Raw genomic sequence first — 22,959 nt, forward strand, 5'->3', positions numbered from 1 at the left:
CAATGAATGGATCAGGAGTAGTTCGTCACCGTGCCCGCTCTAGTCACCGCCAGACGGCCACGGCTGTTCGGAATAGTTCTTCTCGTCGTGCTGCTGTTGTGCGCGCTCACGGCCTCCATCGCGCTCGGATCCCGTTCGCTCCCACTGGGAACGGTCTTCGATGCCCTCACCTGTCCGGATGGCTTCCCGCTGACCTGCCCCGCCGAAGGGTCTGCAGCGCAGATCGTGCGTGAATTGCGGCTGCCCCGAACCGGACTCGCGCTCATCACCGGTCTGGCCCTGGGCATGGCGGGCGCCCTCATCCAGGGCTATACCCGAAATCCCCTGGCCGACGCGGGATTACTCGGGCTCAACGCGGGCGCGGCGTTCCTCGCGGCGCTGAGTATCCATCTGTTCGCGTTCAGCTCGCCGAACCAGTTCATCTGGTTCGCGTTCGCGGGCGCGCTCATCGCGGGCCTGGTGGTCTTCGGCGTCTCCTCGGTCGGCGGCGGCAAGGCCAGTCCGCTGAGCCTGGTGCTCGCGGGCGCGGCGGTCACCGCCTTCCTCACCGCCATGACCAACGTCATCGTGCTGCTGGACGGCACCGCCCTCAACACCTATCGCTACTGGATCGCCGGCGACATCGCGGGCCACGACCTGTCGGTCTTTCGCCAGGTCCTACCGTTCCTGCTGACCGGCGCGGTGCTGGCCCTGTTCGCCGGGCCCGGGCTGAACCTGCTCGGACTCGGCGACGACGTGGCCCGCGGCCTGGGGGTCAACCTCGCGAGCAATCGCGCGCTCGGACTCGCCTCGGTGGTGCTGCTCTCGGGCGCGGCGACGGCGGCCGTGGGACCGATCGCCTTCCTCGGCCTGATCGTCCCGCACCTCGCGCGTGCCCTGACCGGGCCCGATTACCGCTGGCTCATTCCCTATTCGGGCCTGATCGGCGCGATCGTGCTGCTCGCCGCCGACACCGTCGGGCGACTCGTCGCACAGCCCGGTGAACTCCAGGCCGGGGTCACCCTGGCCGCCATCGGCGCCCCGTTCTTCATCCTGCTGGTGCGCCGCCGAAAGCTGGTGAGCCTGTGAGCACCTCGACCGCTCCCGATGCCAAGACCGTCCGTCAGGTCCGCCCCGCGCTGCGGGCGGGCCGCTTCTCCACGGTGCTGCGCGTGCCCGCGCTGGTGACCATCGCCGTCATGGTCGCGCTACTACTGGTGCTGTTCGCGCTCGATATCGCCATCGGGGACTTCCGCATTCCGATCGGCCGGGTGCTCGATGTCCTGGGCGGCGGCGGCACCCGTGCCCAGCGCTTCGTCATCCTGGACTCACGGCTGCCGCGCGCGCTGACCGCGGTCGTGGTGGGCGCGGCGCTGGGACTGGCGGGCGCTATCACCCAGTCGATCCTGCACAACCCGCTGGCCAGTCCGGACCTGCTCGGCATCACCGCGGGCGCCAGCGTCGGCGCGGTCGCGGTGATCGTCGGCGCGGGCGGCGGCGCGGCCACCGGAACCCTTGCGCTGGTGGGTGTTCCGCTCGCGGCACTGGCCGCGGGCCTGGCCACCGCACTGGCCATCTACCTGATGGCCTGGGGGAAGAACACCGCCGGCGGCAGCGGGGTCATGGCCTTCCGGCTGGTGCTGGTCGGCATCGGCGTCAACGCCGCGCTCATGGCGGTGGTGAGCTGGCTCATCACCCGCGCGAGCCTGCCCGACGCGTCCATGGCACAGCACTGGCTGACCGGATCGCTGAACAAGGCCGATTGGTCCACCCTCATTCCGGCCGCGGTCGGTCTGGGCGTCACGCTGCTGGTCGCGGCCGCCTCGGCGCGGACCCTGGCGGCCCTGCGCTTCGGCGCGGACACCACGCGCATGCTCGGCGTGAAAATCCAGACCCAGCAGGGCATTCTGCTGGCCACGGCCGTCATGGCGTCGGCGCTGGCCACCGCCGCGGTCGGGCCGCTGGCCTTCGTCGGGCTGGCCGCGCCGCAGATCGCCCGCCGCCTGCTGCGCACCCCCGGTGAACCCGTCATCGCCTCGGCGCTGGTCGGCGCCATCGCGGTCCTGGGCGCGGATCTCGTCTCGCGCACCATGTTTCCCATCGACCTCCCCGTCGGCGTGGTCACCGCGGCCGTCGGCGGACCGTTCTTGATCTACTTGCTCGTGCGCACCAATCGGAAGGCGACCCTGTGACTCGCATGGCGGACAAACCGCTTTCCACCACCGCCCATCAGCTGGCGGCGGAGAACATCACCCTCGGCTACGGCGATCGCGTCATCGTGGACGGGCTCTCGATCGACATCGAACCCGGTCTGGTCACCACCATCATCGGGCCCAACGGTTGCGGCAAGTCCACGCTGCTGCGCGCGCTCGGGCGGCTGCTGCGCCCGCAGGCCGGCCAGGTCGTGCTGGACGGCAAGGCCATCTCCGCGCTCAAGACCCGCGATATCGCGCGCATCGTCGGCATGCTCCCGCAGACCCCGGTCGCGCCCGAGGGCCTGACCGTCGCCGATCTCGTCGCGAAGGGACGCCATCCCCATCAATCGTGGCTGCGGCAGTGGTCGGCCGAGGACGAGACCGAGGTCATGACCGCGCTGGAACAGACCGGCGTCGCCGATCTCGCCGAGCGCACCCTGGACGAGCTGTCCGGCGGTCAGCGCCAGCGGGCCTGGATCTCCATGGCGCTGGCGCAGGGCACCGACATCCTGCTGCTGGACGAGCCGACCACCTACCTCGACCTCGCGCATTCGCTCGAGGTCCTCGATCTGGTGGATCGCCTGCGCGACGAGTTCGGCCGCACGGTGGTCATGGTGCTGCACGACCTGAATCTGGCCATCCGCTACAGCGATCGGCTCGTGGTCATGCGCGACGGCCGCATCATCGCCCAGGGCGAGCCCGCCGAGGTCATCGACGCCGAACTGTTGCTCGAGGTGTTCGGCCTCCAGGCCAAGGTGCTCGACTGCCCGGTTTCCGGCCGACCCATGATCGTGCCCATCGGCGCCCGTCACGTGCGCGGAGTATGACCAATACCACACCAGCTACCGGCCGGTTACGACGACTTGTAGTACGCATTCGTGTCGTTGCCTCCGTAAACTTGTGGGATGGCAGGTCTTGGTGAACTCGAGAAAGCGGTCATGGACCAGTTGTGGTCGGCCGATGAACCCCAAACGGTGCGGCAGGTGCACGAGGCCCTCGCCGAGCGCCGCGAGCTCGCCTACACCACGGTGATGACCGTTCTACAGCGGCTCGCGAAAAAGAATCTCGTCCTTCAGCAGCGGGATGACCGAGCGCATCGCTACGCGCCCGTGCACACCCGCGACGAACTCGTGGCCTCGCTGATGTTCGACGCGCTGCAGCAGGCCGACGAGGTCGGCAGCCGCCGGGCGGCACTCGTGCACTTCGTCGAACAGGTCGGAGCCGACGAGGCTGCCGCATTGCGCGATGCACTCGCTAAGCTCGAAGCCACCGAGGCCGCGCGCAAGGAGCCGAAAGACTCTCAGTAGCGTCACCCTCGGCCCAGGCCCCCACAACGCAGTGAGCTGAGGAATGGACGTAACCGCGCCGGTTTTCGCCGGTCTCGCCTTGTTTCTGGCGGGACCGGCCCCGGCGCTGCTCAGCCGGGCCACCTGGCCGTACCGGAGTCCCCGTGCGGCGCTCGTGCTCTGGCAGGCCATCGCGCTCGCCGCGGTGCTGTCCGCGTTCGGATCCGGGCTCGCCATCGCCAGCCGACTGCTGGTGCCCGGGCCGGACGGCCGTCCCACCACCACCCCGAGCGCCGAAATCGATGTCCTGGGTCTGCCGCTGTGGCTGATCCTGGTGACCGTCTTCGCGCTCACCCTGCTCATCGGCGCGCGCCTGATCTTCTCGGTCGTTCGCGTCGGGGTGCACACGCGCCGGCGCCGCGCCCGCCACCGCATGCTGGTCGACCTGCTGGATCAGAGTGGGGTGCAGCGCACTTCCGCCGACATCCGGGTGCTGGCCGCCACCGAACCCATCGCCTACTGCCTGCCCGGGTTGCGGCAGCGCGTGGTGCTGAGCCAGGGCACGGTGACCAGCCTGTCGCACGAGGAGCTCACCGCGATCGTGAGCCACGAACGCTCGCATCTGCGAGCCAGGCACGACCTGGTGCTCGAGGCGTTCACCGCCGCGCACGAGGCGTTCCCCCGCGTTGTGCGCTCCAAATCCGCGCTGGACTCGGTGAAGCTGCTCATCGAACTGCTCGCCGACGACTCCGCGGTGAAGGTGACCGGACCCACTCCCCTGGCCCGCGCCCTCGTGGCCTGTTCGAATTCGCCTGCGCCGCAGGGGGCCATGGCGGTCGGCGGGCCGACCACCCTGATCCGTATTCAGCGGCTGGCGGGTCCGATCGGCGATCTGCGCATCGCGACGGCGGCGTATCTGGCCGCGGCGGCTATCCTCGTGATTCCGACGCTCGCGGTCGCCATTCCCTGGCTGGTCGAATTGAGCCGACTATTCAGCCGTGCCTGATCAGGGCGGGGCACCACTACCTCAGGAGGCTGCCCCGGTGTCGGGAAAGCAACGCTTCGCCGACCTCGGTCTGCCGCCCGTGCTCGTTCAGGCCCTGCGCCGCAACGGCATCGACGCGCCGTTCCCCATCCAGGCGGCGGTGATCCCGGACATTCTGGCCGGTCACGACGTGCTGGGAAAGGCCGCAACGGGTTCGGGCAAGACCCTGGCGTTCGGGCTGCCCATGCTGGTCCGGCTCTCCGGCGCGCCCACCGCGCCCCGACGCCCGCGCGGGCTCATCCTGGCCCCGACCCGGGAACTGGCGTTGCAGATCGAGCGGGCGCTCGACGAGCCTTCACTGTCGGTCGGCATCCGGATCGCCAGCGCGGTCGGCGGGCTCGCCATCAAGGCGCAGGAGCAACGGCTGGGGCGCGGGGTGGATCTGCTCATCGCCACGCCGGGGCGGCTCACCGACCTGATCGGGCGCAAGGCCGTGGATCTGTCGGCGGTGGAGATCGTCACCGTGGACGAGGCGGACCACATGGCCGAACTCGGGTTCCTGCCGCAGCTCACCGCGGTGCTCAACCGAATTCCGAAGGACGCGCGCAAGCTGCTGTTCTCGGCCACGCTCGACGAGGCCATCGACGCGCTGGTGCGCAAATACCTGACCGATCCCATCGCGCATTCGGTCACTGCCGCGCCCGGCGCGGGTACCGCGCCGAGTTCGGGGTCCACGGCGGCGAATCCGGCGGTGGCCGGGGCGAATTCCCAGGCCACCGCGGCGAATCCGGCGGTGGCGGATCATTCCGCGACGAGTCCGGGCACGACCGCTGACAGCGCGGCCGAAACTGATGCGGACGGCACGACTTCGGTCATGGGCGCGGCCAATGCCGAAGCCGGAGCGGCGCTTCCCGATATCGAGCACTACGCCCTGCACGTGCGCCGCGCCGACAAACGGGTGGTGGTCACCGATATCGCGGCCCGCGCGGGCCGCACGCTGCTGTTCGTGCGCACCCAGCACGGCGCGGACAAACTGGCCCGCCGCCTGCGCGAGGTAGGCGTGCGCGCGGCAGCGCTGCACGGCGGCAAGGCGCAGAACCATCGCACCCGGACCCTGGCCGCCTTCGCCGACGGCACCTGGCCGGTCCTGGTCGCCACCGACATCGCCGCGCGCGGCATCCACATCGACGACGTCTCCCTGGTCGTGCACGTGGATCCCCCTGCCGACCCCAAGGATTATCTGCACCGCACCGGCCGCACCGGCCGCGCGGGCGCTACCGGCACCGTGGTCACCGTCGTCACCCCGGACGAGAAGGACGAGGCCCTCGACCTGGCCCGACGCGCGGGTGTCACCCTCACCGACGTGGACATCCGCCTGGGCGACCGCCGCCTCACCGAGATCACCGGCGCCCGCCGCCCGTCGGGCCGTCCACTCGCGGCCCCGACCGGCGCGCCCGCCGCGGCCCCCGAGCCGGTCGAGGAGAAGCGCCCCCGGCACCGCATCGACCCGCGCACGGGCGGCCGTGCGCACACGAAGAAGCGAAAGCCCAAGGGCAAGACCGCGCGCTGAGCCGCCCCGGGCCGGGGCGCGTTCGGGCCGGTCTCGCCGGAATCAGTTCGCCAGGCGCTGGTCCGACAGCGTCACGGTCAGGGTCGTCTCCGTCGCGGCGCCGCGCACGGTGATGCGCAGGCGGCCGTCGACCCCGCGCAGCACGGTGTCGGCCGGGTCGCAGTCGATGTCCGAAGTGCGGCGGACCTCCGCGCAGGAGGTTCGGCTCAACGGCAGGAACGCTCCGGCCAGGGGCGAATCCGGTTGGAACAGTTGCTCGTACACCGCGAAGCTGCCGGGGGACGCGGTGTAGCGGTAGGTGTCGTAGCAGACCGGATCCTGAAAGCCGCTGCACCAGTTGTCATGTCCGGTGAAGCGATAGTCGGCGGGGATGCGCAGGCCGATCTCGGCCAGGCGATCGTCGCGGGGATCGCGGGCCGCGGGGCCGGACAGGGTGTCGTCGACCACGCGCCAGGCGGCCGGGGTGAGCAGGGTGCCGGCGAGCAGGGCGAGGGCCGAACCGCGCACCAGCGCGCGCAGGTCGTCGCGGCCGTGCGGTCCCGCCGAGTCGGTCAGCTTGGTGAACACGACCAGGGGCAGCGCGAGCAGGACCATCAGGACGACGAGCACGACCGTCACCACGAAGATCAGCACGACGCCGGTCAGGATGATCGCCTTGTCCCGGGAGGACAGCTCGCTCGAGCCGGGCACGAACGAGATGGTGGGCTCGATGATCCGCCAGGTGAACACGAACAGGAACGACCAGGCCACCGACATCCCCAGGGCGGCGACGGCCCACGGGTCCAACGGTTCTCGCTCCGGCTCCCCGGAGCGGCCGCGCAGTCTGCGCCAGCCGCGGACGATGCCGAGCGCCAGCAGGACGGGTCCGGCGAGCAGCCCGGCCGGTACGCTCGCCCAGCCGATCGCGGCGCCCAGGCCGATACGCCGTAGCCGGCGGGCGGGCGCGCCGAGCAGCGCCACCGGGGCGAGCGCGATGAGCCACAGCGGGGCGGCGACGGCCAGCAGTGCGAATATCTCGATGACGGCGGCGGTGCCGAAAGCAACCGCGAAGCCGGTGGGGCCGATGCCCGGCCACCGGGCCCGTGAACGTGTCCCCCGGCCGGGCAGCACCGCCACGGCCGATCCGCCCGTTTCGGGCGATTCCTCTCCCATGGAGGCAGTCTGCACCGATCCGTCCGGACTCTCGAACGAATAGTGCTGCCGCGCGCGGATTTTCACCGAATCCTCACGAAATCTCCCCCGCCGGGACCGCCCGAAATCGTCCAGTCCGGACGACACGGACATCAGTCCGCAGGCGACACACCGGCAATTCGTGTCGGCGCAAGTGTGCCGCGGCAACACTTCCCGACCTGGGCAAATATTTGGCAATCATCTCAGAGCAGGTCTGCGTTCCCGTCGATCAGCTTGAGCCGGTATTCGAACCGGTCGATCCGCCAGCCCGCGGGCGAACGCCGCAGACCGAGCACGTAACTGCCCACGAACCAGCGCGTCTTGCCCTGTGCCGCATCGTTCTTCAGATGCACGGCGATGGCGTCCGCGTGCGCGACGGCGGTATCGCCGGTGATCTCCACCAGGTGATTACCCGCCTGGTGGTGCACCGCGTCCAGCGGGCCCAGGGCCTGCGCCCAGTCGTCCACGATCGAAGCGGCGGTGCGGGTTTCGGCGTCCCCGCCGAAACCGCTGTCGAAGAACACCTGCTCGGCGAGCACCGAATCGGCCAACTCGGCCCACCGGCCCTGATCGCACCAGACGAAGAGTTTGGTGATGATGTCGCTGACTTCGAGCCGGTCGGCCAGCGCCTGAAGATCGGTCACCATCGCGAACCTAGGGCACCCCGAATCGGGCGACAACCGCATTTGCGACGCACTGAGACCTGGCACACTCGCAGCAGCCCGCCGACACACCCTGTCCCCCGCGCCGACTACACTGGCCTGCTGCATGCGTGACATCAGGTAGCGCGCGACGGGTCTCTCCGGACATCCGCCCCGCGTTCGTGCCATATACCTGCCACCGAAGCATGGAATACACGAAACCAACGTCGAACCATGAGGCGGCTACAACCGTGCAGTTCCTTCCCGGGCAGAATCCGCCCTACGATCTGACCTACGACGATGTCTTTCTCGTCCCGAATCGCACGGACGTGGCGTCCCGATTCGATGTCGACCTGTCCAGCAGCGACGGGACCGGCACGACCATTCCGCTCGTGGTCGCGAACATGACCGCCGTCGCCGGCCGCCGCATGGCCGAGACCGTCGCCCGCCGCGGCGGCATCGTGGTTCTGCCGCAGGATCTTCCGATCCAGGCCGCCGCCGACACCATCGCCTTCGTGAAGAGCCGTTCGCTCACCGCCGATACCCCGGTCGTCCTGGACCCCGAGGGTTCGGTGTCCGACGCGCTCGCCCTGATCCACAAGCGCGCGCACGGCGCGGTGGTCATCGTCGAGAACGGCCGCCCGGTGGGCGTGGTCACCGAGCAGGCGTGCAGCGACGTGGATCGCTTCGCCCGGCTCAGCACCGTCGCGGACACCAACTTCGTCAGCGCGCCCGCCGACACCTCCCCGCGCGAAGTCTTCGGCCTGCTCGACGCGAGCCATTCCAACCTCGCGGTGCTGGTCAACCCCGACGGCACCCTCGCGGGCGTGATGACCCGCACCGGCACCGTGCGCGCGGGCATCTACCAGCCCGCGGTCGACGCCGAGGGCCGCCTGCGCATCGCCGCGGCGGTCGGCATCAACGGCGACGTGCCCGCCAAGGCCAAGGCCCTGGTGGACGCGGGCGCGGACGTGCTGGTCATGGACACCGCGCACGGTCACCAGCAGAAGATGCTCGAGGCGCTGGCCTCGGTGGCCGCGCTGGATCTGGGCGTGCCGCTGGTGGCGGGCAACGTGGTCTCGGCCGCCGGCACCCGCGACCTCATCGAGGCGGGCGCGGACATCATCAAGGTCGGCGTCGGCCCCGGCGCCATGTGCACCACCCGCATGATGACCGGTGTCGGCCGTCCGCAGTTCTCCGCGGTGGCCGAATGCGCGGCCGCGGCAAAGGAATTCGGCAAGCACGTCTGGGCGGACGGCGGCGTGCGGCATCCGCGCGACGTGTCGCTGGCCCTGGCGGCCGGCGCGGCCAACGTCATGATCGGCTCCTGGTTCGCGGGCACCTACGAGTCACCCGGCGACATGCGCATCGATCGCGACGGCAATCGCTACAAGGAGAGCTTCGGCATGGCCTCCAAGCGGGCGGTCGCGGCCCGCACCGCGACCGATTCGGCCTTCGACCGGGCCCGCAAGGCACTGTTCGAGGAGGGCATCTCCAGCTCGCGCATGCGCTTGGACCCCGAGCGCCCGGGCGTGGAGGATCTGATCGACCACATCACCTCCGGCGTGCGCAGCTCGTGCACCTACGCGGGCGCGCGCAGCATCGGCGACTTCCACGACAAGGCCGTGCTGGGCGTGCAGTCCGCCGCGGGCTTCGCCGAAGGCCGCCCGCTGCCGTCCGGCTGGTGATCACCGCCTGACGCACGCTGCCGAACCCGGCGGGAAGCCTTGGCTCCCGCCGGGTTTCGCCGTGCCGACCCCGCCCCGGTTGGGCCACCGGTGCGATCGGCGAGCCGATCACGGGGGCGGTGGCCGCAGAACACGGGGCGCCCAGGGAGCAGTTCGACGGGCTCTCGCCCGAGCGATCGGTACCGGCTACGGGGCGCGGCCGCCGGGCTCCGGGCTCAGCAGCAGATCTCCCGCTCGCGCAATGACTTCCAGCCGCGTGCTGCCCGGATGATCCGCGGCGAGGAAGTGGCTGCCGATCGCGGCGCAGAAGGCGAGCAGGCTGCGGGCCTCGACCTCGGCGGGATCCGAGCACACCGTGCCGATCGCGTCGCGCAGCAGCTGCATGCGCTGATTGTCCACGCGCCGCAGGCGTTCGGCGACGGCGCGATCGCGCCGGGCCCAGTCGCGCACCGCGAGGTCGATGGGCAGCAGGCGGTCGCCGGAGAAGGTCAGGCGCCCGGCCAGGCGCGCCCGGTCCAGGGGGTTGTCGCATTCGCGGGCGACGCGGTCGAGAACGTCGACGGTGCTTTCGCGTTCCCAGACATCGAGCATGGCGTCCAGCAGCGCGGCGCGGTCGGCGAACCAGCGGTAGAACCCGCCCTTGGTCACCCCGAGCGACTTCGCCAGCGCCTCGACCCGGACGGCGTCCACGCCGCTCTCGGCGAGCACCGCCAGCCCGGACTCGACCCACGTCTCGCGGGGTGTGCGCAACGCTCCCATCGTGTGTTCCACCTCGCTCGATTGCCTATTGTACGGATGCGTATAACGGGTCTAGCCTCAAGTTATACGCCACCGTATAACCCATAGAGGGGCAATGTTATGGCATTCGGTTCCATCGGCGCGCTGCTGCCGACCGCGTCCAGACGACTTCCCGACTCCGAGCACACCGCACGCCCGTGGCGCATTCACGAGATCGCGCCCGACTTCGAGCTCGAGGACGTGTGGGCCTTCCGCACGCCCGGGGCCGGGCCGGACGACTTCCCCGTGATGCTCGCCGCGCTGCGGGCCGCCGACGCACCCGGCGAACGGTCCCTGCCCACCCGCCTCCTGTTCGCGGTGCGCTGGAAACTGGGCGCCCTGCTGGGCTGGGACGACCCGGAAAAGGGTGTGGCGAAACGGGTTCCGTCCCTGCGCGAGCGCCTGCCCGCGGATGTGCCCGCCACCCCGATCGCCCCGGAGCCCGGCGATCTGCCCATGGTCGAGCTCTACGAGCTGCCGAACGAGAGCGCCATGGAACTGGCCAACGCCACCGTGCACGCGGTCTGCCACCTGGGCTGGGTCCGCGGCGCGACCGGCGACTACGAACTGCGCATGGCCGCCCTGGTCAAGCCCAACGGCCGGTTCGGACGGCTGTATATGGCCGCGATCCTGCCGTTCCGCTACCTCATCGTCTATCCCGCGATGACCCGGCAGTGGGAGCGCGCCTGGCGCGAGCGGTCCACGCTCGCCGCGCCCGGGCGATGAGCGCCGATCGCGTCCGCGCGCCGCGCCGCGCACCGCGACCCGGGCCGATCGTTTCGCACACGTAAAGAAATCCGTGACCCCGGCAGGCCGTGCTCACCGCGCGCGGACCTGCCGGTAGCATGACGAGGCCGGGCCGTGACGACCTGTCACGGTCCACCCCATGCGAAAGGAACCAGTTGTCACCCGCGTCCGAGGGCGCCGTTCAGGAGGGCTCCTCTACCGAGCCGGGTGACAAACCCGGCGCCATCGACTCACCAGCGTCCCGGACAGCCGGGTGGTGCTGACCGTGTCGGCCCTGCTCACCGTTCTGATGCTGATCGGTTTCATCGCATTGACCGCAGGCACCGCTTTGTTCGTAGCCGCGGAATTCTCACTCACCGCTCTGGAGCGCAGCACCGTCGAGTCGCACGCCCGCGACGGCGACCGGCGCGCCCGGCAGGTTCGCCGGGCCCATCGCACCCTGTCGTTCCAGCTCTCCGGAGCACAGCTGGGCATCACCATCACCACCCTGATCACCGGCTACATCGCCGAACCCGTGCTGGCCCGCATCCTGGAGCCGGTCTTCGAGGCGCTCGGGGTGGATGACGCTCCCGCGCATACCATTTCGCTGGTCCTGGCGCTGGTGCTGGCCACCTCGCTGTCCATGATCTACGGCGAACTGGTGCCCAAGAACATCGCCATCGCCGCACCGCTGGCCACCGCCCGGTGGACCGCCGGCCCGATGATCTGGTTCTCCACGGTCTTCCGCTGGATGATCAATTTCCTCAACGGCACGGCGAACTGGGCGGTGCGCCGGATGGGCATCGAACCGGCGGAGGAATTGCGTTCGGCGCGTTCCCCGCAGGAACTCGGCTCACTGGTGCGCACCTCGGCCCTGCACGGCGCGCTCGATCAGCGCACCGCGCAGGTGGTGGATCGGTCGCTGCAGTTCGGCGACCGCAGCGCCGAGGAACTCATGACCCCGCGCGTGAAGATCGAGTCGCTGGATCTGGACGACACCGTCGCCGATCTCATCGATATCGCCGCGAGCACCGGATATTCGCGTTTCCCGGTGATCGACGGCGACCTCGACAACACGCTCGGCGTGGTGCACGTCAAACAGGCGTTCCTGCACCCCATCTCGGCGCGGCGCACGGTGAAACTGCGCGACATCGCCCAGCCGGTGCCCATCGTGCCCGCGAGCCTGGACGGCGACGAGGTGCTCGAGCGCGTCCGGCGCGACGGCATGCAGGTGGCCCTGGTGGTGGACGAGTACGGCGGCACCGCCGGCATCGTCACCATGGAGGACATCATCGAGGAAATCCTGGGCGATGTCCGCGACGAGCACGACGAGGAAGAACTCGACGTCCGCCGCACCTCACTCGGCTGGGACTGCTCGGGCCTGCTGCGCGTCGACGAGGTCTCCCGCACGACCGGATACGACGCTCCCGAAGGGGAATACGAGACCGTGGGCGGCCTGGTGCTGACCAGGCTGGGCCGCATCCCGGTCGAGGGCGACGAGGTGCTGCTGCCGCAACCCGGGAACGGCCACGCCCTGGATCCGCACACCCACGGCGGCTGGCTCGCCAAGGTGGAGCGCATGGACGGCCGGCGCATCGACCGGGTGCTGCTGCGCCCGATCGACGCCGAGGAACTGGCGAAGTGGGAGCACGACCATGGGTGATCTGACCGCCGTCGTGCTGACCTTCGTGCTGCTGCTGGGCAACGCGTTCTTCGTGGCCGCCGAGTTCGCCCTGATCTCCGCGCGCCGCGATCGCCTGGAAGCGCTTGCCGCACAGGGCAAGCGCAGCGCCAACACGGTGATCGAAGCCGCGCAGAACCTGTCCATGATGCTGGCCGCGGCGCAGCTGGGCATCACCATCTGCTCGATCCTGCTGGGCCGGGTCGGCGAGCCCGCCGTGGCGCATCTGCTCGAGGGCCCGTTCGGGTTGCTCGGCGTGCCGGACGGGCTGCTGCACCCGATCTCGTTCGCGGTGGCGCTGACCATCGTGGTGATCCTGCACATCCTGCTGGGCGAGATGATCCCGAAGAACATCGCGCTGGCCGGGCCCGAACGCTCGGCGCTGCTGCTGGTGCCGATGCATCTGATGTGGTTGCGTATCGCACGCCCGCTCATCGCGGTCTACAACATGGCGGCGAACCTGTCGCTGCGGGCGCTGCGCATCGAGCCCAAGGACGAATTGGACGCCACCGTCTCCTCGGTCGAACTGGCCGAGATGTTCGGCGAATCCCATTCCGAGGGACTGCTCGACGAGGAGGAGCACCGCCGGCTCACCCAGGCGCTGGGCTCGAGCGATCGCATCGTCGCCGATGTCATGGTGCCGCTGGCCAAGACCCGGTCGGTACCGCTGCGCGGGGACGGGACCACGCTCGGCGACATCGAGAACGCGGTGGCCGAGACCGGCTTCTCGCGCTATCCGGTGCGGGCGGCGGACGGTTCGCTGGTGGGCTACCTGCACGTCAAGGACGTGCTCGACCTGGTGGCCGACGACAAGGCCGGGCCGTCCACGCCCATCCCGCGCACCGATATCCGCCCGCTGCCCACGGTCGGCACGGGGGCCACCCTGTTCGAGGCCCTGGCGCGCCTGCGCCGCACCAACTCTCATCAAGGTCGCGTGGTCGACAGTCGCGGCAACACCGTCGGCATCGTCGCCCTCGAGGATCTGGTGGAGGAGTTCGTGGGCACCGTGCGCGACGCGACCCATCGCATAGCGGAGTAGTGGTGCCGGTCCTGCCCGATTCCCGTGTGCTCGCGCCCGCCGACTGGCGGGCGCGCGCCGCGGCGCACCGGGACCGGGTCGACGCCCTGATCGGCCCGTACCTCGACGCCCGGCGCGCCGGGGAGAAACACCCGGTGATCGATTTTCTGTTCACCTACTACGGGCACAAGCCCGCGCAGTTGCGGCGCTGGCATCCCGGCTACGGCGTCGCCCTGGCCGATGCCCCGGAGTACGCGGAATGGCGCGGGTACCACCGGGTTTCGCGGGATTCGGGGGCGGCGTGGACCGCCGATCCGGCGTTCCTCGGCAGGCGCCGGGGCACCCTGGAATTCGTGGCCGGGCTGCTGTCCGCGACGGCCACCCGGCCCGCGCAGCTCTCCTGCTTCGGCCTGCACGAATGGGCGATGGTCTACCGCAGCGACGACATTCGCCATCAGCAGGTGCCGCTGCGGCTCGGGCGCGCGGGCACCGACGCGGTCGTGGAGTCGATGCAGTTGCGCTGCACGCACTTCGACGCCTTCCGGTTCTTCACCCCGGGCGCGATCCCGCTCAACATCGAGCCCCTGACCCGTGACACCCAGGTCGACCGGGAGCAGCCCGGCTGCCTGCACGCGAACATGGACATCTACAAGTGGGGTTTCAAGCTGGTCCCGCTGATCGACTCGGACCTGCTGCTGGACTGCTTCGAACTCGCCTGCGCCGCACGCGAACTCGACATGAAGGCGAGCCCGTACGACCTGTCCGGGTACAACTACGTCCCGGTGCGGATCGAAACCCCCGCCGGCCGCGCCGAATACGTCCGCGCCCAGGCGGATCTGGCCGCGCGCGCCGCACCCCTGCGCGAACGCCTGCTGGGCGCCTGCACGGCCCTGCTCGCCGCTACCGCCTAGCACCGGGAGCCGCGGCCCGGACGGGCCCGAGGCGGACACCCGCGGGCGGCACATCTCACCCGCGCAGCGACCCACCGAGACAGTTCACCGAGATCAACGCCCGGATGGCTGTCCACTTTCCTGTCCGGTTGCCGAGTTCGCCCGCGACGCGCCGGAATCCACGCCGGACTTCGATCACTCTCGGCCGCGTATTGCCTGGTCTGTGCACTCTGCCCAGGTACACGAAGATCATCGGGCCGACCGCGAATGACCCGACGCGCCCGATTTCAGCTGTCTGGGAAGATTTTTCGCTGACTCCCTACCGGTCGGTCAGTTTTTGGGTTACCGTCCGATCTGTAACCGTGACCACAGTCCGCGAAAACTGTGGCCCCGGTCATAACGGCAGTGGCAGTTGCTCAGAGGGAACGGGGGCGCCGCGATGGGGCGGTTGTCGAGTGTTTGGCGGTCCAGGCCCGCACTACTGGCGGGGGCGGCGCTCATGTGCGCGGCGGTCCTGCCGATGAGCGGGGCGGGCGCGAATCCGCAGGCGGATCTCACCGACGCGGTGCAGCAGTTCTTCGATATCGGCCGGACCGCGGTTCCTCGGGCGGAGTGCGGAGGGGATGCGCTGCCCGAGACCGGAATCCAGGGCGATGTGTCCGCGGCCGACCGCAACAGCGGGCGCAGTACACAGGGCTATCGCTGCAATCTGTCGTTCGTCGGCGGATTCGTCGGCAAGGGCGCGGGCATCACGTCGGCGACCTTCGAGCACTGCTCGTACACCGGGTCGCTGTTCCCGGGCAACATCCTGGGCCCCGCGCAGGGCGTCCAGGTCCTGGACGTCTCCGATCCGGCCAACCCGGTGCTGACCGCGACCCTCACCGAACCGGCCATGCTGGCCGGGACGTGGGAGTCACTCAAGGTCAACACCGAGCGAAAGCTCTTGGTGGGCACCGCGGTTCCGGTCGGCATCGGCACCGGGTACCTGTCGGTGTACGACATCTCCGACTGCGCGCACCCGCGACTGCTCAACCCGGGACCGGGCACGAATCTGCTCATGCCGCTGCCGCTCACGACCCACGAGGGCGGGTTCTCCCCCGACGGGCGCACCTACTGGGCCTCGGGCATCGCGCCCGGCCTGGTGAGCGCGGTCGATCTGACCGACCCGAGCAACCCGCACATCATCTGGCAGGGCTTGACCGGAATCGAGGCGCACGGCTTCGGCATCAGCCCGGATGGCAACCGCATGTACATCTCGGCCCTGGGTGGATTCACCGTCCTGGACATCAGCGCCGTGCAACGCCGCGATCCGAATCCGCAGGTGCCCCATCTCGGCCGGACCTTCTGGACCGACGGCTGGGCCACCCAGCACAGCATTCCGGTGACCTACGACGGCGCGCCCTATCTGTTCACCGTGGACGAGGGCGGCGCGGGCGGGGTCAAGCTCGTCGACATCGCCGACGACACCGCGCCGCGCGTCGTGTCCAAGATCAAGCTGGAGATCAACCTGCCCGAGAACCTGGACTCCTCGCTGGCCTCGGCCATGGGCGGCTCGGTGTTCTCCTACGATCCGCACTACTGCGCCGCGGACCGCCCCGACAATCCGACGGCGCTGGCCTGCGGCTGGCAGGAGTCCGGAATTCGCGTCTTCGACGTGCGAGATCCGTTCGCCGTCAAGGAGATCGCCTACTTCAATCCCCCGGCCCGCACCGGGCGCAACCTCGAACTGTGGAACTCCCCGCACGCGCTGGCCTCGATCATCGGCCTGCCCGCGATGCAGTTCCCGGCCGTGGCGCGAGCCCTGCTGGAAGGCAAATTCGATCCGGCGCAAGCGCTTTCGGCCCGCACCGGCATGGTCGCCTTCGGCGATCTGTCCACCGACTGGTGCTTCGCGCCGCCGGAATGGCACGGCTCCCAACTCTGGACCACCTGCAACGACAACGGATTCATGGTCCTGGAACTCGCGCCCGAGGTGTACACCCCGCCCGCCGACCAGCGCTCGACGGTGGGATCGTGACCCCCGCGCGGGGGCTGCGCGCGGCGGCGCTGGGTGCGCTGGCCCTGCTCCTGGTCGGTGCGGGCGTGCTGCTGCGCCCGGCGATCATCCCCGAGAACCATTCGGCCCCGGCGGTTCTGGATGCGGTGGAGATCGGCTTCATCCAGGACATGACCGCGCACCACCAGCAGGCGCTGTTCATGGTGCAGCGCCTGGACGCCGCAGTCGATCCCACGATCACCCAACTGGCGCGGCAGATCGAGGACACCCAGCGCACCGAGATCGGCACCATGCTGGGCTGGCTGCGCCTGGCCAACGCCTCGCCCACCAACCCGCACCCCATGTCCTGGATGCCGGACGCCGATATGCCCGCCGGGCACGATCATTCGGGTGCCGGCGGCCTCATGCCGGGCATGGCGACCATGGCCGAACTGGACGCGCTCTCGGCCGCCCGCGGCGCGGCCGCCGAGACCCTGTTCATCCAGCTGATGCTGCGCCACCACGCGGGCGGGGTGGCCATGGCCAAGTCCGCGGACGCCCTCGTCGCCTCCGGACCGGTCAAGGAGACCGCCCGCTCCATGATCACCGGGCAGTCCCAGGAGGCCGGGGTCCTGACCCTGCTGCTGGCCCAGCGCAACGCCCAGCCGCTGTCCTGATCGGGCGGGCATCGGCCGCCGGCGCACGCCTGTCATCCGCGGGCCCGGCGGCCGCTCGGCGCTGCGCACGGCCCGGGAATCACGCTGATCCACCCGCGGGAATGGCGAGACGAATCCTGGTGCCGTGCAGCGATTCGTCCGTAATGTCGGGCACATGACAGACGCGCGTGTGGCACTGGTGACCGGCAGCAGCCGCGGGATCGGGCGGGCCATCGCACTCGCGCTCGCGGCCGACGGCGCGGACGTGGTGGTGAACTACCGCGCCGACGCCGCCGCGGCGGCCGAGACGGTCGCCGCGGTGCGCGCGCTGGGGCGCAGAGCGATCGCGATCCAGGCGAGCGTGGACTCGGTCGAGGACGACGAGCGCATGGTGGATCAGGCGCTGGACGAATTCGGCCGGATCGACATCCTGGTCAACAACGCGGGCATCGCCAGTCGCGGCCGGTTCGTCGCCGACACCGATCCCGCCGAACTACAGCGGGTGCTGGCCACGCACGCCCTCGGCGCACATCACGTCTCGCGACTGGTGTTGCCCGCCATGCGAACTCAGGCACGCGGAGACATCGTCATGATCTCCAGCGTCGCCACGCTCGCGAACGCGCCGGGCGGTGCGCCGTACAACATGGCCAAGCCGCACTGGAGGCGCTGGCGTTCACCCTCGCGCAGGAGGAGAACCGGTACGGCATCCGCGTGAACGTGGTCGCGCCGGGCCTGGTCGACACCGACATGGGCCGGCGCCTGGTCAAGGCCGTCACCGGCGGCGGCGACATCCGCGCACTGGACGAGAGTTCCCCGTTCGGCCGGGTCTGCCGGCCCGAGGACATCGCCAATATGGTCCGTTTTCTGGTGTCCGAGAACGGCGAGTACATCAGCGGCCAGAAAGTGAATGTTCACGGCGGCGGTTCGGCGTTCGGCTGAGTCGCCGCGCCACGCCGGGTGAGCGTGTGCAACGGGTCACTCCCACCTGGGTCTTCTCCCCCATTACCGGGTCCGGCGCTATCGTCGAACGTGGTCACAGACTCAGGCACTGGAGGTCCCGACAGCATGACCAGTCAGCTGGACACATTTTCCATTCCGGCTCATATTCACGGATATCCCGACCTAGCCTTCGGTGGCTACGTCGCGGGTGTATTGGCCGGAAGGAGCGGAAACCTCACCACGCGTGTGGATTTCCGCCGGGTGGTCGCGGTCGACTCCCCACTCCGGCTGACGCTGCCCGAGAACGGGCGCACCGCGCTCACCACCATGGACGGCACCCCGCTGGTCGAGGCCACTCCCTCGATGCTCACCCGGTTCGCCCCGCCCGCGCCCACCTGGGCCGAGGCCGAGGCCGTCACCCGGTTCGCCACCAACAACCCCAAGCGCGCGGTCACCGACTGCTACGGCTGCGGTTCGGCGTGTCCGCCCGGGCGCGGCCTGCGCCTGTTCCCGTGGGGCCTGCGCGACCGCGACATGATGGCCGCCACCTGGACACCCGACGCGGGCCTCGCGGACAGCACCGGTCAGCTGCCGCCCGAGGTCGTGTGGTCGGCGCTGGACTGCCCCGGCGGCATCACCGCGTTCCACTTCATGCGCATGGGCCTGGGCGCGTTCACCGCCGCCCTGACCGCCACCCAGTTCGAGCCGATGTTCGCGGGCGTGGACTACATCTCGCACGCCTGGCCGGTCCAGCAGGAGGGCCGCAAGTACACCGTCGGTGTCGCGCTCTCCACCCGCGACGGCAGTCTCTGTGCCCTCGCCGAGGCCCTCTGGATCGAGCCGCGCCCTTCGCTCTGACCCGCTTCCCACACCGGTCAGGAATCGAGAAGCCTCGGGCGCACCGCGGCGATTAGCGTGGTTCCCATGAACATCACCGCAGCTCCGAGCACTATCGATGCCATCATCCTGGAGTCCGGCGACCCCGCGGCGGCCGAGTCCTTCTATGCCGCCGCGTTCGGCCTCGGCGACCGGATCCGGGTGCGCGCCACCGACGCGCCGACCACAGGCTTCCGCGGCTACGTCCTCTCGCTCGTGGTGTCGCAGCCCGGCACGGTCGACAGCCTCATCGGGACCGCGCTGGCCGCGGGCGCGAGTGTGGTCAAGCCCGCGAAGAAGAGCTTCTGGGGGTACGGCGGCACCGTCGCGGCGCCGGACGGCGCCGTCTGGAAGATCGCGACCTCGGCCAAGAAGGACACCGGTCCCGCGACCCGCGAGGTCGACGACATCGTGGTGCTGTTCGGCGTCGACAACGTCAAGGCCACCAAACAGTTCTACGTCGACCGCGGCCTGACCGTCGGCAAGAGCTTCGGCAGCAAGTACGTCGAGTTCGAGTCCGCGCCGTCGGCGGTGAAACTGGCCCTGTACGGCCGCAAGGCCGCGGCCAAGGACGCCGGCGTCGCCCCGGAGGGCACCGGCTCGCACCGGATGGCACTGGCCGGCAAATTCGAATCCTTCACCGATCCGAACGGTTTCGCCTGGGAGTCGATCTGAGGCCGGACTGCCGCCGGCCCGACGATCCCCTGCCGCCCGTGACAGCGCGGGGTGGCAGGGGATTTCAGCGCGACCGGGTCAGAGCCCGCTGACGTTCAGCAGTTTCTTCGGGGTGGTGCCGTAGGCGAAGAACTGCGGCGGATCGATGATCGCGGACGAAGCCTGTTGCAGCAGCCAGGATTTCACCGTCGCGGACGCGGTCTGCCCGAACTTGGATTTGTACAGTGCCGCCGCGCCCGCCACGTAGGGCGCCGCGAACGAGGTGCCCGCCTCGAGGGCGTTGCCACCGCCGGAGGTCGGGGCGGCCACGTACTGTCCCGGGGCGAAGATGTCCACGCATCCGCCGTACGCGCTGCTCCACACGGCGGTGCCGCCGCCGGGCGAGGTGAAGCTCGAATGCCGCACCACGTGATCGGTGTCGTCGCTGGCGCCCACCACCATCGCACCGATGGAACTGGCGGGGGTGTTGAAGCAGGCGTTCCAGTTCGAGGACGCCGCGTCGTCGCCGTCGATGATGTTGCCCGCCGACACCGCAACGAACACACCGGAACTCGCGAGCGCGTTGACCGCGTTCTTGAGCGCGGAGGTCTGGCCGTAGTCCACGTAGTTGGTCGAGATGACCGCGACCGACGGGCCCCGGGTCGGCGCGTCGTTCTTCACGAAGTTGATCGCGCTGATGAGGTCGGCCTGCGCGGGCACTCCGTCGGGCGTGTTGTAGGTCTTCACGCCGAGGATCTTGGCGTTCTTGGCGACCCCGTACACCGCACCGGCGGCGATACCCGCCATCACGGTGGCGTGATGGTCGGTCGGCGTCCCGGACAGACCGGTGGGATCGAACTTGTCCCAGACGATCGAGGCCCGGCCGCCGAAGTCCGGATGGGTGATGTCGAGCCCGCCGTCGATGACGTAGACGTTCACCCCCGTTCCGTCCGAGGTCGTGCTGAAACCGCCGTTCAACGGCAGCGCGGCCTGATCGATCCGGTCCAGGCCCCAGCCCGGATTCGCCTGGGTCTGCGCCGAACCCGTGCCCCCGGCGGCCAGGACCAGGCTCATGGCGCAGGCGAGTGTTCCGAGGGTGAACAACGATCTCTTCATCGAGCGGTGGATCCTTCGCTGTGGCGCGGGCGTCCCCGACGGCGCCCGTCTCCGATGAAGTGAAACGATCAGTGGTCACAACATGCAACGCGTGCGGGTGTCCCAACTTGGGACACCACGGGTTTCACCGAAACCGCACCCACGCAAAAGATTCCGTGCTAAAGCCCCGGCACAAGCCCGCACTTTCCGGGGCATCGCGCACCGGGCAGGCGCGTCACCGGGCCACGAGTTCCGCGGCCCCGAAGGACACGTGGAAGCGAGCACACCACACCGTGACGCTGCGCAGCGCGGACAGATCGGCGCCGGCGGGAATCTCGTAGTTCTGACTTCCCTTGTTGCCCTTCAGACTTCCCAGGTCCACGTACGCGCCGTCGTCGAAGACGCCCCAGCCGTCACGCCCCGGGAGCACCGGGGCGTCGCTCAGCCACACGTGCAGGTCGGGACCGTCGGAGGTGTCGAGATCAGCCAGGCGCAGGACGCGCCCGCCGTCGGAGAGCTGGATGATCTCGACGGCGCCGGAGGTGCCGTGCTCGTGCGAGATGAGCGTGCCGGTCGACAGCGTGCGGGCCGCGGGCACCCCCGGGGTGGTCGGCCCGGCCGGCACCGGAGCGGCCTCCTCGACGGTCGTGCTGGTGAACAGCCGCCACGGCTCCAGGTAGATCGCCCCGGCCGCCACGACCACCGCGGCGACCCCCGCCAGCGCCCAGGTGATCCGCGATCGCGCGATCCGTCGCAGCCACGCCATGTCTTCTCCGATGCCTCGTCGCGAAAGCTCTCCCGATCGAGTATCGCGACGCGGCCGGAGCGCGTCAGCCGCGCGGGCGGCCGTTCACCGATTCGTCAGAGGTTGCCGACGGTGTGTTCCAGGCGGCGGGCCACCAGTTCGCGGGCCTGCTCGCGCAGCGCGGGCCGATATCCGCTGGGGTACACCGGATCACCGGGGGCGTAGGTCTTGAGGACCTCCTTGGCCAGGGTGATCTTGTGGACCTCGGTGGGCCCGTCCGCGATGGCCATGACCTGCGCGTAGTTCATCATGTCCACGAACGGCAGGTCGGTGCTCACGCCGATGGCGCCGTGCAGGTGCATCGCGCGCTGGGCGATGTCGTGCATGACCTTGGGCATGGCCACCTTGATGGCGGCGATGTCGTGCCGCACCTTGCGATAGTCCTGTTCCTTGTCGATGCGCCACGCGGTGCGCAGCACGAGCAGCCGGAACTGCTCCATCTCGATCCAGGCTTCGGCGATCTTCTCCTGCGTCATCTGGAGGCCCCCGAGCACGCCCTTGCGCATGGGCCGCGACACCGCGCGCTCGCACATCATGTCGAAGGCCTTGCGCACCATGGCGACCGTGCGCATGGCGTGGTGCACGCGCCCGCCGCCCAGGCGGGTCTGGGCCACGATGAACCCGAGCCCCTCGGCCCCCAGCAGCGCGTCCGAGGGCACCCGCACATCGGTGAAGCGCAGGTGCCCTTCGTTTTCCGAGAATCCGGGCACGGTGAAGTTGCGCACGATCTCGAGCCCGGGGGCGTCCGCGGGCACGATGAACATCGACAGCCGCTTGTGCGGTTCGGCCTCGGGATCGGTCACCACCATGACGATGTGGAACGAGGCGAATTCGGCGGCGGAGTTGAACCACTTCTCGCCGTTGATGACCCAGTCGTCCCCGTCGCGCACCGCCAGGGTCTTGAACGAGGTCGGGTCCGAGCCGCCGGTGGGCTCGGTCATGACGTAGCAGGAGCCGATCTCACCGTCGAGCAGCGGCTGCAGGTACTTCGCCTTCTGCGCCTCGGTTCCGAAGTGCGCGAGGATCTCGGCGTTGCCCGAATCGGGCGCCTGACAGCCGAAGACCAGCGGCGCCCACTTCGAGGTGCCGATGACCTCGTTGAGCAGTGCCAGCTTCACCTGCCCGTAGCCGGGGCCGCCGAGTTCGGGGCCCAGGTGACACGCCCACAGCCCCTGCTCCTTCACCGTCTCCTGCAGCGGCTTCATCAGCGCCCGGATCTCGGGGTTGGTGCGGTCGTACGGTTCGGGGTAGAGCAGATCGAGGGGTTCGACCTCGGTGCGGACGAACTCCGCGACCCAGTCCAGCTTCTTCTGGTACTCCGGATCGGTCTCGAAATCCCAAGCCATGGTCAGC

21 protein-coding genes and 1 pseudogene are annotated in these 22,959 nt (G+C 69.7%); 16 read left to right on the forward strand and 6 right to left on the reverse strand.

Going from position 1 to position 22,959, the window contains the following annotated elements:
- Positions 1-30 precede the first annotated feature (30 nt).
- The 6 genes from ACFVBH_RS21275 to ACFVBH_RS21300 all read left to right on the forward strand — a co-directional run bounded on the left by ACFVBH_RS21275 (position 31) and on the right by ACFVBH_RS21300 (position 6,015).
- The gene (locus ACFVBH_RS21275) at positions 31-1,068 is read left to right on the forward strand and encodes an iron chelate uptake ABC transporter family permease subunit (protein WP_354990127.1); all 1,038 of its coding nucleotides are present in this window, start codon (positions 31-33) and stop codon (positions 1,066-1,068) included.
- Positions 1,065-2,171 carry a FecCD family ABC transporter permease gene (locus tag ACFVBH_RS21280; RefSeq protein WP_379003659.1) on the forward strand — a complete coding sequence of 369 codons (1,107 nt, stop codon included), beginning with the start codon at positions 1,065-1,067 and terminating at the stop codon, positions 2,169-2,171. Before ACFVBH_RS21275 ends, ACFVBH_RS21280 begins: the two co-directional genes overlap by 4 nt.
- Positions 2,172-2,176: 5 nt before the next feature.
- Entirely contained in the window at positions 2,177-3,001 is an 825-nt protein-coding gene (locus ACFVBH_RS21285) for an ABC transporter ATP-binding protein (RefSeq protein WP_379004568.1), read from the forward strand.
- A gap of 78 nt (positions 3,002-3,079) precedes the next feature.
- On the forward strand, positions 3,080-3,481 hold the full coding sequence (locus ACFVBH_RS21290) for a BlaI/MecI/CopY family transcriptional regulator (RefSeq protein ID WP_354990125.1): 402 nt from the start codon (positions 3,080-3,082) through the stop codon (positions 3,479-3,481).
- A 43-nt stretch (positions 3,482-3,524) separates the two neighbouring features.
- On the forward strand, positions 3,525-4,466 hold the full coding sequence (locus tag ACFVBH_RS21295) for a M48 family metalloprotease (RefSeq protein ID WP_354990124.1): 942 nt from the start codon (positions 3,525-3,527) through the stop codon (positions 4,464-4,466).
- 37 nt (positions 4,467-4,503) lie between these two features.
- The gene (locus ACFVBH_RS21300) at positions 4,504-6,015 is read left to right on the forward strand and encodes a DEAD/DEAH box helicase (protein ID WP_379003662.1); all 1,512 of its coding nucleotides are present in this window, start codon (positions 4,504-4,506) and stop codon (positions 6,013-6,015) included.
- A gap of 42 nt (positions 6,016-6,057) precedes the next feature.
- Here the strand turns inward: ACFVBH_RS21300 and ACFVBH_RS21305 are convergent, their stop codons facing one another.
- Both ACFVBH_RS21305 and ACFVBH_RS21310 read right to left on the reverse strand, forming a co-directional pair.
- Positions 6,058-7,167, reverse strand: coding sequence for a hypothetical protein (locus ACFVBH_RS21305; protein WP_379003664.1), 1,110 nt, complete (start codon positions 7,165-7,167; stop codon positions 6,058-6,060).
- A gap of 221 nt (positions 7,168-7,388) precedes the next feature.
- Entirely contained in the window at positions 7,389-7,829 is a 441-nt protein-coding gene (locus tag ACFVBH_RS21310) for a nuclear transport factor 2 family protein (protein WP_354990121.1), read from the reverse strand.
- A gap of 248 nt (positions 7,830-8,077) precedes the next feature.
- Between ACFVBH_RS21310 and ACFVBH_RS21315 the strand changes: the two genes are divergently transcribed.
- Complete coding sequence (locus ACFVBH_RS21315; RefSeq protein ID WP_354990120.1) at positions 8,078-9,514, forward strand: GuaB1 family IMP dehydrogenase-related protein; 1,437 nt, start codon at positions 8,078-8,080, stop codon at positions 9,512-9,514.
- Between the two features lie 186 nt (positions 9,515-9,700).
- Here the strand turns inward: ACFVBH_RS21315 and ACFVBH_RS21320 are convergent, their stop codons facing one another.
- Positions 9,701-10,273 (reverse strand): TetR/AcrR family transcriptional regulator, encoded by a 573-nt coding sequence (locus ACFVBH_RS21320; RefSeq protein ID WP_354990119.1) that lies wholly within the window; start codon positions 10,271-10,273, stop codon positions 9,701-9,703.
- 99 nt (positions 10,274-10,372) lie between these two features.
- Here ACFVBH_RS21320 and ACFVBH_RS21325 point away from each other — a divergent pair, with 99 nt between their 5' ends.
- The 9 genes and pseudogenes from ACFVBH_RS21325 (at position 10,373) to ACFVBH_RS21365 (ending at position 19,727) form a co-directional block, all read left to right on the forward strand.
- Entirely contained in the window at positions 10,373-11,017 is a 645-nt protein-coding gene (locus ACFVBH_RS21325) for a DUF2867 domain-containing protein (RefSeq protein ID WP_379003667.1), read from the forward strand.
- Between the two features lie 286 nt (positions 11,018-11,303).
- Positions 11,304-12,680: a hemolysin family protein gene (locus tag ACFVBH_RS21330; protein WP_354990134.1), complete on the forward strand. Its 1,377-nt coding sequence runs from the start codon at positions 11,304-11,306 to the stop codon at positions 12,678-12,680.
- Positions 12,673-13,737, forward strand: coding sequence for a hemolysin family protein (locus ACFVBH_RS21335; protein WP_379003669.1), 1,065 nt, complete (start codon positions 12,673-12,675; stop codon positions 13,735-13,737). The genes ACFVBH_RS21330 and ACFVBH_RS21335 overlap by 8 nt, the downstream gene beginning before the upstream one ends.
- A 2-nt stretch (positions 13,738-13,739) precedes the next feature.
- Positions 13,740-14,627 (forward strand): 3-methyladenine DNA glycosylase, encoded by an 888-nt coding sequence (locus ACFVBH_RS21340; RefSeq protein ID WP_379003671.1) that lies wholly within the window; start codon positions 13,740-13,742, stop codon positions 14,625-14,627.
- A 478-nt stretch (positions 14,628-15,105) separates the two neighbouring features.
- A complete protein-coding gene (locus tag ACFVBH_RS21345) occupies positions 15,106-16,623 on the forward strand; it encodes a hypothetical protein (protein WP_354990116.1) in 1,518 nt (505 codons plus the stop codon).
- Positions 16,620-17,258, forward strand: a complete 639-nt coding sequence (locus ACFVBH_RS21350; protein ID WP_379003673.1) for a DUF305 domain-containing protein — start codon at positions 16,620-16,622, stop codon at positions 17,256-17,258. Before ACFVBH_RS21345 ends, ACFVBH_RS21350 begins: the two co-directional genes overlap by 4 nt.
- Before the next feature lie 154 nt (positions 17,259-17,412).
- A pseudogene (locus tag ACFVBH_RS21355) lies at positions 17,413-18,176 on the forward strand (SDR family NAD(P)-dependent oxidoreductase).
- Positions 18,177-18,302: 126 nt separating this feature from the next.
- A complete protein-coding gene (locus ACFVBH_RS21360; RefSeq protein WP_354990113.1) occupies positions 18,303-19,034 on the forward strand; it encodes a hypothetical protein in 732 nt (243 codons plus the stop codon).
- Positions 19,035-19,100: 66 nt separating this feature from the next.
- The gene (locus ACFVBH_RS21365; protein WP_379003676.1) at positions 19,101-19,727 is read left to right on the forward strand and encodes a glyoxalase; all 627 of its coding nucleotides are present in this window, start codon (positions 19,101-19,103) and stop codon (positions 19,725-19,727) included.
- A 78-nt stretch (positions 19,728-19,805) separates the two neighbouring features.
- Here ACFVBH_RS21365 and ACFVBH_RS21370 read toward each other — a convergent pair whose 3' ends face one another.
- The 3 genes from ACFVBH_RS21370 to ACFVBH_RS21380 form a co-directional block, all read right to left on the reverse strand.
- Positions 19,806-20,822 carry a S8 family serine peptidase gene (locus ACFVBH_RS21370; RefSeq protein WP_354990111.1) on the reverse strand — a complete coding sequence of 339 codons (1,017 nt, stop codon included), beginning with the start codon at positions 20,820-20,822 and terminating at the stop codon, positions 19,806-19,808.
- 214 nt (positions 20,823-21,036) lie between these two features.
- On the reverse strand, positions 21,037-21,567 hold the full coding sequence (locus ACFVBH_RS21375; RefSeq protein WP_354990110.1) for a DM13 domain-containing protein: 531 nt from the start codon (positions 21,565-21,567) through the stop codon (positions 21,037-21,039).
- 95 nt (positions 21,568-21,662) lie between these two features.
- A complete protein-coding gene (locus ACFVBH_RS21380; protein WP_379003679.1) occupies positions 21,663-22,952 on the reverse strand; it encodes an acyl-CoA dehydrogenase family protein in 1,290 nt (429 codons plus the stop codon).
- Positions 22,953-22,959 lie beyond the last annotated feature (7 nt).

Origin of the sequence: Nocardia sp. NPDC057668 (genome assembly GCF_042799795.1) — a bacterium.
Taxonomy (GTDB): domain Bacteria; phylum Actinomycetota; class Actinomycetes; order Mycobacteriales; family Mycobacteriaceae; genus Nocardia.

What these genes read in the sequence shown, in the direction of transcription:
- ACFVBH_RS21285 (WP_379004568.1), top strand. Translation starts at nt 2,177, where the DNA reads ATGGCGGACAAACCGCTTTCCACCACCGCCCATCAGCTGGCGGCGGAG.
- ACFVBH_RS21290 (WP_354990125.1), top strand. Translation starts at nt 3,080, where the DNA reads ATGGCAGGTCTTGGTGAACTCGAGAAAGCGGTCATGGACCAGTTGTGG.
- ACFVBH_RS21295 (WP_354990124.1), top strand. Translation starts at nt 3,525, where the DNA reads ATGGACGTAACCGCGCCGGTTTTCGCCGGTCTCGCCTTGTTTCTGGCG.
- ACFVBH_RS21305 (WP_379003664.1), bottom strand. Translation starts at nt 7,167, where the DNA reads ATGGGAGAGGAATCGCCCGAAACGGGCGGATCGGCCGTGGCGGTGCTG.
- ACFVBH_RS21320 (WP_354990119.1), bottom strand. Translation starts at nt 10,273, where the DNA reads ATGGGAGCGTTGCGCACACCCCGCGAGACGTGGGTCGAGTCCGGGCTG.
- ACFVBH_RS21325 (WP_379003667.1), top strand. Translation starts at nt 10,373, where the DNA reads ATGGCATTCGGTTCCATCGGCGCGCTGCTGCCGACCGCGTCCAGACGA.
- ACFVBH_RS21335 (WP_379003669.1), top strand. Translation starts at nt 12,673, where the DNA reads ATGGGTGATCTGACCGCCGTCGTGCTGACCTTCGTGCTGCTGCTGGGC.
- ACFVBH_RS21345 (WP_354990116.1), top strand. Translation starts at nt 15,106, where the DNA reads ATGTGCGCGGCGGTCCTGCCGATGAGCGGGGCGGGCGCGAATCCGCAG.
- ACFVBH_RS21360 (WP_354990113.1), top strand. Translation starts at nt 18,303, where the DNA reads ATGACCAGTCAGCTGGACACATTTTCCATTCCGGCTCATATTCACGGA.
- ACFVBH_RS21365 (WP_379003676.1), top strand. Translation starts at nt 19,101, where the DNA reads ATGAACATCACCGCAGCTCCGAGCACTATCGATGCCATCATCCTGGAG.
- ACFVBH_RS21370 (WP_354990111.1), bottom strand. Translation starts at nt 20,822, where the DNA reads ATGAAGAGATCGTTGTTCACCCTCGGAACACTCGCCTGCGCCATGAGC.
- ACFVBH_RS21375 (WP_354990110.1), bottom strand. Translation starts at nt 21,567, where the DNA reads ATGGCGTGGCTGCGACGGATCGCGCGATCGCGGATCACCTGGGCGCTG.
- ACFVBH_RS21380 (WP_379003679.1), bottom strand. Translation starts at nt 22,952, where the DNA reads ATGGCTTGGGATTTCGAGACCGATCCGGAGTACCAGAAGAAGCTGGAC.